This is a genomic window from Streptomyces sp. NPDC059142, assembly GCF_042755665.1.
Taxonomy (GTDB): Bacteria; Actinomycetota; Actinomycetes; order Streptomycetales; family Streptomycetaceae; genus Streptomyces.
This window is the reverse complement of sequence record NZ_JBHZDA010000028.1, coordinates 31,054-42,972: the sequence shown is the minus strand read 5'-3', so window position 1 is coordinate 42,972 and position 11,919 is coordinate 31,054. Positions and strand designations below refer to the sequence as shown.

At 72.5% G+C, this 11,919-nt stretch carries 10 protein-coding genes and 1 pseudogene; 4 read left to right on the top strand and 7 right to left on the bottom strand.

The features are described from left to right. Window positions 1-136 precede the first annotated feature (136 nt). The 3 genes from ACFXPK_RS13545 to ACFXPK_RS13535 all read right to left on the bottom strand — a co-directional run bounded on the left by ACFXPK_RS13545 (window position 137) and on the right by ACFXPK_RS13535 (window position 3,992). Window positions 137-760 carry a hypothetical protein gene (locus tag ACFXPK_RS13545; protein ID WP_384996430.1) on the bottom strand — a complete coding sequence of 208 codons (624 nt, stop codon included), beginning with the start codon at window positions 758-760 and terminating at the stop codon, window positions 137-139. 57 nt (window positions 761-817) lie between these two features. Then, window positions 818-2,752: a cellulase family glycosylhydrolase gene (locus ACFXPK_RS13540; RefSeq protein WP_385074862.1), complete on the bottom strand. Its 1,935-nt coding sequence runs from the start codon at window positions 2,750-2,752 to the stop codon at window positions 818-820. 232 nt (window positions 2,753-2,984) lie between these two features. After that, window positions 2,985-3,992, bottom strand: a complete 1,008-nt coding sequence (locus tag ACFXPK_RS13535; RefSeq protein WP_385074859.1) for a LacI family DNA-binding transcriptional regulator — start codon at window positions 3,990-3,992, stop codon at window positions 2,985-2,987. 265 nt (window positions 3,993-4,257) lie between these two features. Between ACFXPK_RS13535 and ACFXPK_RS13530 the strand changes: the two genes are divergently transcribed. Genes ACFXPK_RS13530 through ACFXPK_RS13520 form a run of 3 tightly spaced genes read left to right on the top strand, consistent with a single transcriptional unit; the run spans window position 4,258 to window position 7,318 of the window. Next, window positions 4,258-5,619 carry an ABC transporter substrate-binding protein gene (locus ACFXPK_RS13530; protein ID WP_384996423.1) on the top strand — a complete coding sequence of 454 codons (1,362 nt, stop codon included), beginning with the start codon at window positions 4,258-4,260 and terminating at the stop codon, window positions 5,617-5,619. After that, window positions 5,616-6,488 (top strand): carbohydrate ABC transporter permease, encoded by an 873-nt coding sequence (locus ACFXPK_RS13525; RefSeq protein ID WP_385074855.1) that lies wholly within the window; start codon window positions 5,616-5,618, stop codon window positions 6,486-6,488. Before ACFXPK_RS13530 ends, ACFXPK_RS13525 begins: the two co-directional genes overlap by 4 nt. Then, the gene (locus tag ACFXPK_RS13520; protein ID WP_384996418.1) at window positions 6,485-7,318 is read left to right on the top strand and encodes a carbohydrate ABC transporter permease; all 834 of its coding nucleotides are present in this window, start codon (window positions 6,485-6,487) and stop codon (window positions 7,316-7,318) included. The genes ACFXPK_RS13525 and ACFXPK_RS13520 overlap by 4 nt, the downstream gene beginning before the upstream one ends. 93 nt (window positions 7,319-7,411) lie before the next feature. Here ACFXPK_RS13520 and ACFXPK_RS13515 read toward each other — a convergent pair whose 3' ends face one another. Both ACFXPK_RS13515 and lnt read right to left on the bottom strand, forming a co-directional pair. Further along, entirely contained in the window at window positions 7,412-7,891 is a 480-nt protein-coding gene (locus ACFXPK_RS13515; protein ID WP_384996416.1) for an NUDIX domain-containing protein, read from the bottom strand. Window positions 7,892-7,926: 35 nt separating this feature from the next. Then, complete coding sequence (lnt, locus tag ACFXPK_RS13510; protein WP_385074851.1) at window positions 7,927-9,525, bottom strand: apolipoprotein N-acyltransferase; 1,599 nt, start codon at window positions 9,523-9,525, stop codon at window positions 7,927-7,929. 218 nt (window positions 9,526-9,743) lie between these two features. Here lnt and ACFXPK_RS13505 point away from each other — a divergent pair, with 218 nt between their 5' ends. Beyond that, window positions 9,744-10,826 (top strand): O-antigen ligase family protein, encoded by a 1,083-nt coding sequence (locus tag ACFXPK_RS13505; protein ID WP_385074848.1) that lies wholly within the window; start codon window positions 9,744-9,746, stop codon window positions 10,824-10,826. Window positions 10,827-11,022: 196 nt separating this feature from the next. Here the strand turns inward: ACFXPK_RS13505 and ACFXPK_RS13500 are convergent, their stop codons facing one another. Beyond that, window positions 11,023-11,595 carry a hypothetical protein gene (locus ACFXPK_RS13500; protein ID WP_384996407.1) on the bottom strand — a complete coding sequence of 191 codons (573 nt, stop codon included), beginning with the start codon at window positions 11,593-11,595 and terminating at the stop codon, window positions 11,023-11,025. 73 nt (window positions 11,596-11,668) lie between these two features. Next, a pseudogene (locus tag ACFXPK_RS13495) lies at window positions 11,669-11,919 on the bottom strand (hypothetical protein); the annotation flags it as partial.

Below are 11,919 nucleotides of genomic sequence, written 5' to 3'. Positions count from 1 at the left end.
GGGCGCCGCGCCGCCCTCCCCCGCCCGGGGGGGCGCCCGCGGGGGGCCCGCCCCCCCCCGCCCCCCCCGGCGCCGCACCCCGCCCCCCCGCCCGTGCGGGCGGGCGGCCGTCGGGGACCGCGTGCGGGTGTCCGGGTCAGGACTCCTCGAAGTAGGCGTCCAGGACCACGTCCAGCTCCGCCTCCCACTCCTTGAGGAGCTTCTTCGACGGCGCCTCCACCTCGGCGTCGAACCAGCGGCGCGACGAGATGTGCACCGTGACCGTGAACCGGCGCCCGAAGCGGGGGACCGTGACCTCGACCGCGCCGATCTCGTCCCAGTCGAACTCGGCCTCCTGGTCGTCCAGCCGGAACCGGACGCCCTCCCGGTCCGCGGTGATCGAGCCGCGACGGTCGCTGACCTCGAAGACGGGACCGTCCTGCGGGACCGCCTCCCCCTCCGGCCCGTCGGCCTCGGCCTTGCCGTCCTTCCCGTCCGAGTCCTCGGAGGCTTCGGCCTCTTCGGCCTTCTCGCGCTCGTCGGGCTCGTCGGGCTCGTCCTGTTGTTTCTGCTGCTCCGGCTGCTCCTCTCCCTTCTCCGCCGTCGCCGGGGCGGTCGCGTCGTCGTCGGCGGCGGCCGGCTCCTCGCTCTCGTCCTCGGCCCGCCCGGGGTCCTTCTCCTCCGGCCTCGGCGGGGAGGGGGCCACGAGACCGGGGATGTACGCCGGGTCTGTCCCCACGGCGAACTCGGTCTGGATTTTCGGATCTATGCGCTGCTCCACGGCAGTGAGTATGGACGACGAAGCTGTATGAGCCCAGTGAGCCCACCGCCGCCCCGCTCAGCCTGCCCCGACCAGCCGCAGCACCCGTACCCCGTACGGCTCCAGGGTGACCTCGTCCACGGCCGAGCCGTCCAGTTCCGTCAGCCGCCGCCCCGCCTCGACGGCCGGCTCGACCCGCAGCTCCTCCCGGCCCTGGCTCACCAGCCAGACGTACCGGCTGCCGTCCTCGTGGTCCAGCAGGTCCACCGCCACCCTCGGGTCGTCCACGGTCACCGGGCGGCGCACCCCCGCGTACGCGGCGAGCGCGTCGTACAGCCGTACCGACTGGTCCGGATTGACGCGCGGTGTGACGGAGGCCATGTGTTCCAGCGGATAGGTGCACAGCACCATGGCGCCCGCGCCGGTCTCGCGCAGCAGCAGGGCGGGCCGGCCCCGGCCGTCGGTGGCCAGCACTTCGGCGCCGTACGGCTCCACGGGCAGGAAGACCCGGCTGTTGGCGGTACCGGCCGCGCGGAAGGAGAGGGTGTCCCCCTCGGCGAGGGTGCCGAAGGCCCGGGTGAGGGTGAACTCGACGGTGTCGTCCTCGATCGGGTCGACCAGTCCGTACTCCAGCGCGTGCCGGACGCCGAAGAGCCGGTCGAGATGGGCGTACCAGGGGCCGCGCTGCTCCTCGTGGGCGCCGGGCGAGTAGGAGACGTAGACGGTCGCGCCGCCGCGCGCCAGCTCCTCCAGCCGGTACCAACTGGGCGAGAGCAACTGCTTGGTGGAGGGCAGCAGATAGAGCCGGTGGCCGTCCACGATGCCGTCGCTCTCCCGTACGACGGTCGCGGGCGCGTCGGCCAGCCGGGAGCTGATCCACGCCTGCCGGCCGGTCCGCTCCACGTAGGTGCGGTCCTCCTCCCGGGTGAAGGGGTAGAGGGTGTCCAGGTACGAGGAGACCACCAGCGCGGTGTCGGTGCCGGGCCGGACGCAGTGGGCGAAGTCGACGCGCCCCAGCAGCTCGGCGAAGGCGTGGACCTCCTTGAGCTGTGGTTTGGGGGTGCCCGCGCTGTCGGTCAGCCCGAAGTGCATCTCGAAGGCGTGGTGCGAGTAGGGCGGTTGTTCGCGCAGGGTGTCGTAGTCGGTGTTGTTCCAGGCGATCCAGCCGGTGGCGCCGGCCAGCAGGCTGTTGTGCAGCGTCTGGCGGTAGTAGCGGGCGGCGTGCGGTCCCGACGCGAAGTCGGAGGTGAGCCCGAACTCCTCCAGGACGACGGGGAGTCCGAAGCCGCCGGTCAGTTCGCAGACCCAGGCGGCGGCGTAGTGCTGGCGGACGGGGTCGTCCTCCATCCGGTACACGTGCGGGCCCAGCCAGTCGGTGAGGGCGGCGCAGTCCCGCAGCCGGAAGCCGTTGTCGTGGCCGGAGTTCTCCAGCCCCCAGGCGCCGTCGCCGAGCGAGACCGGCTGGCGGGCACCCGACGCCCGTACGCCGTCCACGACGATCTGCGCCCAGGCGGCGACCTCCTCCCGGGTGGCGCCCCTCCGTCCGTAGATCGGCATCTCGTTGGAGACCAGCCATCCGGCGACGGCCGGGTGGTCCTTGAAGCGGGCCGCCATCTCCCGGGCGAACCACGCCTGCCGGGAGACCAGCCAGACATCGGTGTAGAGGTCCCGGCCGCCGCGCCAGGCGGGGTCCCAGTTCTCGCCGGACATGTGGCCCACGAGGAAGGTGGGGACGGTGGTCATGCCGAGGTCGTGGTGGCGGTCCAGGAAGTCCGTGTAGTGGGCGCAGAGCCGCTCGTCGATCCGGTCGGGCTCCGGCATGAAGTCCGGCCAGTAGAAGAACGAACGGGTCATGGTGAGCCCGTGGTCGCGCAGCACCCGCAGCTCCTCGTCGACCACCTCGCCCCGGTACGAGCGCCACATGAGCGGCCCTCCGGTACGTGACCAGAAATTGGCGCCGATCCAGGTGACGGGGTGTCCTGCGGCGGAGATCCGGGCAGCGGGACGCGGCATCTTCGTACTCTCCCTAGAACGGGGAATGAGGAAATACCCGGTGCGTCAGGCGTGTGTGCGTCAGGCGTGCGTCTGTTCGTGCACCTCGTGCGCCGATAATGCGAGCGGTGTGTGGATCCGTGTGTACGGGAGATCGCATGCGGCCCCGGTGCGGACGGGCGGCGCAACATCCTTTCCAGTGAATCGCTGTACCGGTTTAGCGTCAACCCCGCCCGCGCTGCCGTAAACCGGTTTAGGAGCCGGCCGCGGGCGGCGGCCCGACGCTGCCGCGCACGGTGAGGCGGGGTGCCGGGTCCTGGAGGTCCTGGACCGTGAGCCCGCCCGCCACCTCGCGCAGCATCCGGGCGGCGCGTGCGCCGTGGGCGACGATGTCCCTGCTCAGCGCGGTCAGCGGCGGGTCGACCAGCTCGCACAGGGCCGAGTCGTCCCAGGCGACGACGGAGAGGTCCCCGGGGACGCGCACCCCCAGGGAGTGCGCGGCGGTCAGGCCCGACACGGCCATCACGTCGTTGTCGTAGAGGATCGCGGTGGGCGGCCGGTCCGCGCCGAGGAGGGCGCGGGTGGCCGCGGCGCCGCCCACGCCGCTGTAGTCGGCCTCCACGGTCCTGCCGGTCAGTCCCAACTCCCGGACGGCCGCGTCGAACGCCTCCGTACGGATCGCCGTGTGGCGCAGCGGGACCGGTCCGCCGACCCGGGCGAGGCGGCGATGGCCCAGGCCGGCGAGGTGGCGGACGACGGTGGAGACGGCCGCGGCGTCGTCGCTCCACACGGCGGGCAGCCTGCGGGTGCCGACCGGCGCGCCGATCACCACGGTGGGCAGGCCCAGCTCCTCCAGTACGGGGACGCGGGCGTCGTCGACCTTCAGGTCGACCAGGAAGACGCCGTCCACCCGGCGCCGGGCCGACCAGGAGCGGTAGAGGGCGATCTCGGTGTTCCGGTCCTCGGCCATGGTGAAGACGAGCGGGGTCGCGTCGGCGATCAGTTCGGCCTGGATCCCTGAGATGAGCTGCATGAAGAAGGGTTCGAGGCCGAGGGTGCGCGCCGGGCGGTCGATGACCAGGCCGAACGCCCCCGCCGTCCCGCCGGAGAGCGCCCGCGCCGCGCTGTTGGGCTGCCAGCCCAGCTCCTGGGCTATGGCCCGGATGCGCCGCCGGGTGGGTTCGGAGACACCGGGGCGGTCGTTGAGGGCGAAGGAGACGGCGGCCTTGGTGACGCCGGCCCGGTCGGCTATATCGGCCATGGTGGGGCGCTTCACGGTGGGGTGCCTCGCTTTTCTGCGCAGGTACGGACGGTTTCCCCGGGGCAGAGCTCCGGGGATTCTCCGGTGAATATGGCCGAATCGGTCCGGGCGGAAAACCCGGCCCGCGCACATCGTTCACCGGGGAAGTTGAGAAAAGCAATGCACCGGCATTGACACTCGCTTTGCGGCGCCCTTAATTTCACGGCGCCGGAAGGTGTGCGGACCCTTCCCGGTCTCCGTCGTACGACCGAGCCAAGGGGCCGACATGACCGTACCGACCGTGACCACCGTGCGCGCACACCGGAGAAGGCCGTCCTCCGTCCCCCTGATCGCCACCGCCCTCGCCGGCGCGCTGCTGGTGGCCGGCTGCACCGGCGGCGGGGCCGCGTCCCGGGGCGCGGAGGCGAAGGCGGCCGACGACCCGTCGAAGGTCTCGGGGACCATCACCGTGCTGACCCACCGCACGGACTGGGTGCAGGACGGCACGATGAAGAAGTACGCCGAGGCGTTCCGGAAGATCTACCCCAAGGTGACCGTCGAGTTCGACGGGATCACCGACTACGAGGGGGAGGTCAAGATCCGGATGAACACCGAGAACTACGGCGACGTCCTCATGATCCCGGCCGCGATCAGGAAGAACGACTACCCGAAGTTCTTCGCCTCCCTCGGCGGCCGGGCGGAGCGGGAGAAGAAGTACCGGTTCACCGCCTTCACCACGGTGGACGACAAGGTCTACGGGCAGAGTCCGATCGGGGTGGCCCCCGGGTTCCTCTACAACAAGAAGGTGTGGGAGCGGGCCGGAGTCACCGAGTGGCCCACGACCCCGGCCGCGTTCCTCGACGATCTGAAGGCGATCAGGTCGCGGACGGACGCGGTGCCGTACTACACCAACTTCAAGGACCGGTGGCCGCTCACCTCGTGGACCAACGCGCTGGGCTCGGTGAGCTGTGACGTCCAGGCCAACAATCTGCTGGCGACGACGGACCCGTGGGCCGAGGGGTCCGAACTGCGGTCCATCGACACGCTGTTGTACGACATGGTGCGCGGCAGGCTGGTCGAGAAGGATCCGTCGACGACCAACTGGGAAGGTTCGAAGCCCCGGTTGGCCAAGGGCGAGATCGCCACGATGTGGCTGGGGTCCTGGGCGATCACCCAGTTCCGGGCCGCTGCCGAGCAGGCCGGCACCGACCCCGGCGACATCGGCTTCATGCCCTACCCCGCCCAGGTGGACGGCGCGTACTGCGCGGTCGCCGCACCGGACTACGCGCAGGCGGTCAACGTCCACTCGAAGCGGAAGGAGGCGGCGCGCGCCTGGATCGACTGGTTCACCGAGAAGTCCGGGTACGCCGCCGACAACCTGGCCCTCTCGCCGCTGAAGGGCGACCCGCTGCCGGAGGTGCTGAAGCCGTACACGGACCGGGGCGTGAACTTCATCGAGCTGGACCAGAAGGACGCGGCGCTGGTCAACGAGATCGACAACGCGGCCGAGGTCGGTCTCCAGAAGCCGGAGTACCGGCAGGATCTGGTCGATGTGGCGCGCGGCGCCGCCAAGGGGGATCTCGACGGTTTCCTCGCCGGGCTCTCCCGGCGCTGGAACGAGGCGGAGAAGAGCGCGGGCGCGCGATGACGCGACGGCCGCGGCGGGGGCTGACGCCCTGGCTCTTCCTGCTCGTACCGCTGACGCTGCTGGTGGTGTTCACGTACGCACCGGTCGTCAACATGGTCGTGTACAGCTTCACGGACTGGGACGGGGTCAGCCCCGATCTCACGTTCACCGGGCTCGGCAACTACGGGGAGCTGTTCACCCGGCCCGAGCTGTTCCAGGTCTTCTTCGTCAGCGGCTACTACCTGGCGGCGTCGGTGGTGCAGATCGCCGCCGCCCTCTACTTCGCGACCGTGCTGAGCTTCCACACCCGCTTCCGCAACTTCTTCAAGGGCGTGCTGTTCTTCCCGTACCTGGTCAACGGGGTCGCGATCGGTTTCGTCTTCCTCTACTTCTTCCAGGACGGCGGCACGCTCGACTCGGTGCTGCGGCTCTTCGGGGTCTTCGGCGACCACGCCTGGCTCTCCTCCCCCACCTCGGCGAACATCTCGCTGGCGGGGGTCTCGGTATGGCGGTTCATGGGGCTCAACTTCGTGCTGTTCCTCGGCGCGATCCAGTCGGTCCCCGGTGAGCTGTACGAGGCGTCCGAGCTGGACGGGGCGGGCCGCTGGCAGCAGTTCCGGCACATCATCGCACCGGGTATCCGGCCGGTCCTGAGCCTCAGTGTGATCCTGGCGGTCTCCGGTTCGCTGTCGGTCTTCGAGATCCCGTACATCATGACCGGCGGGGCCACCGGCACCGAGACCTTTGTGATCCAGACCGTGAAGCTGGCGTTCCAGTTCAACAAGACGGGGCTGGCGTCGGCGGCGGCCGTCGTCCTGCTGCTGATCATCCTCGCGGTGACCTGGGTGCAGCGCCGTCTCGTCCCGGACGACAAGGTGGATCTCGTATGAGCGCCCGTGCGCGGCTGGCCGGCTCCCTGAAGTACCTCTCCCTGGTGGTGGCGGCCGTGGTGGTCCTGCTGCCGCTCGGGGTGGTGTTCCTGACGTCGCTGAAGACCGGGAGGGAGCTGGCCGACGGCAGCGGCGCGCTGGCGCTGCCGGACGACCTGTTCAACTTCGCGAACTACGCGACGGCGTTCTCGGACGGCAAGATGCTCGGCGCCTTCGGGAACACCGCGTTCATCCTGCTCTTCGCGATCACCGGGACGGTGGTCATCGGCTCCATGACGGCGTACGCCATCGACCGCTTCGACTTCCGCTTCCGCCGGCTGGTGGTGGCGCTCTTCCTGTTCGCCACGCTGGTGCCCGGGGTGACGACGCAGGTGGCGACCTTCCAGATCGTCAACAGCTTCGGGCTCTTCGACTCGCTCTGGGCGCCGGTCGTGCTCTACATGGGCACCGACATCGTCTCGGTGTACATCTTCCTCCAGTTCATCCGGGGGATCCCGGTCTCGCTGGACGAGTCCGCGCGGCTGGACGGCGCCAACTCCTTCACGGTCTTCCGGAAGATCATCTTTCCGCTGCTCAAACCGGCCGTGGCGACCGTGGTGATCATCAAGGGCATCACCGTCTACAACGACTTCTACATCCCGTTCCTCTACATGCCGTCGGAGGAACGGGGCACGATCTCCACGTCGTTGTTCCGTTTCAAGGGGCCCTTCGGGGCGCACTGGGAGAGCATCTCGGCGGGCACGGTGCTGGTCATCGTCCCGACGCTGGTCGCGTTCCTCTTCCTCCAGCGCTACATCTACAACGGCTTCACCCGGGGGGCGACCCGCTGAGCCCGGTGCCCGGTGCCCGGTGCCCGCGCGGCGCCGCGTCGCGTCGAGGGCGCCCCGCCAAGGGGCGCGGGCACCGGGCCGGGAGGCGCGGGGTCAGCCGAGTCCGGCGGGCGCGAACCAGGTGGGCTCGTCACCGAGCGCCTGCTTGATCCGGAAGAGCGCGAAGTCCGCCAGCTCGGGCAGCCCGTCCACGGGGAACCAGCCGACCTCCAGCGACTCGTCGTCGTTGACGCGCGCCTCGCCGCCGACGGCCCGGCAGCGGAAGGCGATGTCCATGTACTGGCACCGGTCGCCGTTGGGGTAGACGACCGGCTTCAGCACCTGGACGAGGACGACCCGCTCCGCGACGCACCGGACGGCGGTCTCCTCCTCCACCTCGCGCACCGCGGCGACCGCGGGTTCCTCCCCCGGCTCGGGGATCCCGCCGACGATCGACCACGCCCCGGTGTCGGCGCGCCGTCCGAGCAGGACGCGCCCCTCGTCGTCGAAGACGACGGCGCTGACGCCCGGGAGGAAGAGCAGTTGGTGGCCGGCGTCGGCCCGGATCTCGCGGATGAAGTCAGGGGTTCCCATGCCACCGACCCTAACGAACCGTGCGCCGCCGGGGTTCAGCCCGCGCGCCGGGCCCGTACGGCGCCGGCCGCCACCCAGCCCAGTCCGGCGACCGCGACGGCCACCAGCAGCGCCTCGGGCAGCATGCCGAGCCGGGTCGCGGGCGTCAGCGAGGAGCGCAGCGGCACCTTCGCCACGAGCGCGTCCGGGGTGAACATCCCGGTGCTCCGAGTGATCCGGCCGTCCGGCTGGATGATGGCGCTGACGCCGCTGGTGACCGGGACGACGACGGTCCTGCTGTGTTCGACGGCCCGCACCCGGCTCATCGCGAGCTGCTGGTACGTCATCTCGCTGCGGTCGAAGGTGGCGTTGTTGCTGGGTACGGAGATGAGCTGGGCGCCGTGCGTCACGGAGTCCCGTACGGTCCAGTCGAACGCGGCCTCGTAACAGGTGGCGAGGCCGACCTCGGTGCCCGCGAGGTCGAAGACTCCGGTCCCGGTGCCGCGCCCGAAGTCCCTGCGGACCATCTCGGCGTAGCCGGGGGTGATCCGCTTCAGCACGGAGCGCAGCGGAAGGTACTCGCCGAACGGCTGGATCTGCCGCTTGTCGTACGTGGCGGTCGGGCCGCGCTCGGGGTCCCAGAGGATCTGCCGGTTGTACAGCGGACCGGTGTCGGGGGTGACGACGGCGCCCACCGAGATGGGGACGCCGATCGCCTTCGCCGCCCCGTCGATCACGTCGTAGGCGTCGGCGTTGCGGTAGGGGTCGATGTCGGAGGAGTTCTCCGGCCAGAGCACGAAGTCGGGCTGCGGCTCCTTGCCCGCCTTCACATCGGCGGCGAGCTGCAACGTCCTGCGCACGTGGTTGTCGAGGACGGCCCGGCGCTGGGCGTTGAATTCGAGGCCGGCGCGCGGGACGTTGCCCTGGATCGCGGCGACGGTCGCCGTGCCGTCCTCGGCCGTGTCGCTGACGAGCGGCAGCGCGGCGAGCGCCGCGACGACCGGGACGAGGACGGTGGCCGCCGCGCCGGCGACCGCCGCGCGCGGGACCGTGCGGGTGGCGCGGTACGCGAGGACCTGCCGCACGCACGCGTACAGGCCGAAGCCGCAGAGCACGACGCCGAAGCCGAGGACGGGGGTGCCGCCGACCGCCGCGAGCGGCAGGAAGACGCCGTCCGCCTGGCCGAAGGCGATCTTGCCCCAGGGGAAGCCGCCGAACGGTACCCGGGCGCGGACCGCCTCGCCGAGGATCCAGACCGCCGCGGCCCAGACCGGCCACAGCGGCAGCCGGCTCACCAGGGCGATGCCGAGCCCGGTGAACGCGATGAAGACGGCCTCGACCGCCGCGAGACCGAGCCACGGGCCGGGGCCGACCTCGGCGCCTGTCCAGTACAGCAGCGGCAGCAGGAAGCCGAGCCCCGCGAGAGCGCCCAGGCCGAGGCCGGCGCGCGCCCTGCGCCCGTACAGGCTCCAGGCGAGCAGGGCGAAGGCGGGCAGGGCCAGCCACCACAGCGTCCTGGGCGGGAAGCTCGCGTAGAGCAGCAGACCGGACGCGGCCGCTCCGGCCGGTCGGGCGAACCGCCGGGCCAGGGTCCGCCCGGGGCCGGTCGGGGCGGCGGGCTGCGGGGGTTCGACGGTGGTCATGGTGGCGCTCACCTGGCGGAGTCTACGGTGGCGCCCTGTGTGCCCGGGGTGAGACCTGCCCCTCGGTGCCCGTCACGGACGCCCGCGACGGGCACACTTCTCCGCAATCCCTCCACATCCCTCCACAAACGCCCGTCCCTGCCGTTAACGTGTGCGCCAGTCCCGGCCGTACGGCCCGGATCCGGCCATACGCACAGGGCGGGGCCTGTCACAGCTCGGGGGTCGACACCATGGCCGCACCGTCGGACCGGGGCGCGACGGGGGTGCGCGGCAGGGCGCCCGACGCGGTCGGCGCCGCGCTCCTCGCCGGCTCCGCGGTCTGGTCGCTGATCAGCGCGGCGGGGCGGGAGGGCAGGCCCGAGGGGGTGCTGCTCGCGGTGCTCGCCGTCACCACGGGGTACGTCGTCGGCCGGATCTGCGGATCGCTCGTCCCGGTAGCCACCGCGTCCGTCATGGCGCTGGTCTGGCTCGCCGGGGCGATCGCATCCAGCCAGGAGACGTTCGGTACGTCGGTGAGCGCGGCCTCCCCGCCCGGCGACTCGGGGGCGGTGGCCGCGCTGCTGGTGCTGGCCGGCGGGGCGGCCTGCTGCGCCGGGTCGGGGGCCCGCAAGGCGTCCGCGCGGCTGGCGCTGCGGCTGCTGGCCCTGGCGATCGCGGGGTGCGCGCTGCTCCTCGGCTCGGTCGTGGGGTTCATCGCGGCGCTCGGTGTGCTGCTGTGCTCGCTGGCGGCGGCCCGGATGCGCGCGCGGCTCCTGGGGCTGGCGGGGTACGCCCTGGTCACGGTGGTGGTCGTCGGGGCGTCCTGGGCGGTGGCGGAGCGGGCGCTCCCCGAGGGACTGACGGTCGCGCTGGAGGGACAGCTCACCCCGCACCGGGCCGAGCTGTGGCACGACGCGGCGGAGCTGGCGCGGGAGCGTCCGGGGCGCGGGGCGGGGCCTGACCGGTTCGGCGATCTCAGCCCGGCCGCCGCGCGGTCGCTGGACGGCGACGGCAAGCCGCACTCGGCGCCGCTCCAGCAGGCGGCCGAGCAGGGCGTGGTGGGCGTGGTGCTGCTGGGCGGAGTGTACGGCTGGTGGCTGTACGCGCTGGGGCGCTCGCCCTGCTCCACTCCGGTGATTCTGACGGCGGGGGCCGCGCTGACGGCGCTGACGGCCCTGGCGACCGTGGGCAACGCGCTGAGCTTCACCCAGGTGACGGTGGGCGCGGGGCTGCTGGCCGGGCTGGCGACGGCGCGGCCGGCGGCGGGAGAGCGCCCGGAGACACCACCGGGCCCGGCGGAGGGCGCACGGGCCGGGGCCGCCGCCGAGAGGTAGCGGGGCGGGCGCGGTGCGCATCGATGGCGGAACCGGCCGGGCCGGGCGGGCGCCAAGAGGCAGCGGGGCGGGCGCCGGGCGGGCTGCGGGCGGGAGGGCGGTTCCGGGAGGGCGGTGACGGGATGGCGGTGCCGGACCCGACGGGGTGGGTGGGCGCTCCGCGCCCGTGATCCGTACGTGCTCCGTCCGCGTGGTGTCAGGCGCCGGCCCGGCCGGTTTCCGTCGCCGTCGTCGGCAGCAGGCCCAGCCGGTGGCGGATGACCCGTACCGCCGACTCGGCGTCGTCCACCGTGACGGTGAACGTCCTGCCGTCGCCCAGTTTGAGGACCAGGGCCTCGCCCCGGCGGACCACCACCGCCGTGCCCATCTCGGGGCGCCAGCGGTAGCCCCAGCCGCCCCACTGGCGCGGGGTCACCCGGGGCGCGAAGTCGGCGTCCACCACCTGGGCGAACTCGATCCTGCGGCGCGGCAGACCTATGTGGCCGCAGCGCACCTCCAGGCACTCCTCGTCGACGCTGACCGCCACGTGGACGAAGGCCAGCGTGCCGAAGAGGATCAGCAGGCCCGCCGCCACACAGCCGACGACGGACATCAGCAGGGCCACGGGACCGCTGTTCCAGCTGGACTCGACGGCCAGCTCGACGCCGAGCGCGACACAGGCCGCGCCCGCGGCGGCCAGCAGCCACTGCACACGGTTGGTGGCGCGGCCGCTCCAGGTCTCCGGCGGGGGCGGTGCCACCTGGCCCTCGGGCCCGGGATGGTCCTTCATGCCTTGCAGCGTACTCAGATTCCGCGCGTCGGGGAGTCCCTGTGGACAACCGGCGGCGGCTGCGCCGAACGGGTTACTCGGCCCGTACGAGGTCCGCGAGGGCGCGCCCCTCCGCGTACGCCAGCGCGGACGGCGGCAGCGCGGACTCGCGCCCGCCCAGCAGCACCGTGAGCCGCCCCGGGGCGCCCTGCGGCGCCGGCTCGGGGGGGCGCCCGGGGCCGGGGTCCGCCCCCGGCGGCGGCAGCGCCGCGGGGGGCGCGGCGGGCGCGGCGACGGTCACGGCCGGCTCCCGGCCTCTGGCCCGGGTGTCGCCGGGGTCGATGG

What these genes read in the sequence shown, in the direction of transcription:
- ACFXPK_RS13500 (WP_384996407.1), bottom strand. Translation starts at nt 11,595, where the DNA reads ATGAAGGACCATCCCGGGCCCGAGGGCCAGGTGGCACCGCCCCCGCCG.
- ACFXPK_RS13525 (WP_385074855.1), top strand. Translation starts at nt 5,616, where the DNA reads ATGACGCGACGGCCGCGGCGGGGGCTGACGCCCTGGCTCTTCCTGCTC.
- ACFXPK_RS13540 (WP_385074862.1), bottom strand. Translation starts at nt 2,752, where the DNA reads ATGCCGCGTCCCGCTGCCCGGATCTCCGCCGCAGGACACCCCGTCACC.
- ACFXPK_RS13535 (WP_385074859.1), bottom strand. Translation starts at nt 3,992, where the DNA reads ATGGCCGATATAGCCGACCGGGCCGGCGTCACCAAGGCCGCCGTCTCC.
- ACFXPK_RS13530 (WP_384996423.1), top strand. Translation starts at nt 4,258, where the DNA reads ATGACCGTACCGACCGTGACCACCGTGCGCGCACACCGGAGAAGGCCG.
- ACFXPK_RS13520 (WP_384996418.1), top strand. Translation starts at nt 6,485, where the DNA reads ATGAGCGCCCGTGCGCGGCTGGCCGGCTCCCTGAAGTACCTCTCCCTG.
- ACFXPK_RS13505 (WP_385074848.1), top strand. Translation starts at nt 9,744, where the DNA reads ATGGCCGCACCGTCGGACCGGGGCGCGACGGGGGTGCGCGGCAGGGCG.
- ACFXPK_RS13515 (WP_384996416.1), bottom strand. Translation starts at nt 7,891, where the DNA reads ATGGGAACCCCTGACTTCATCCGCGAGATCCGGGCCGACGCCGGCCAC.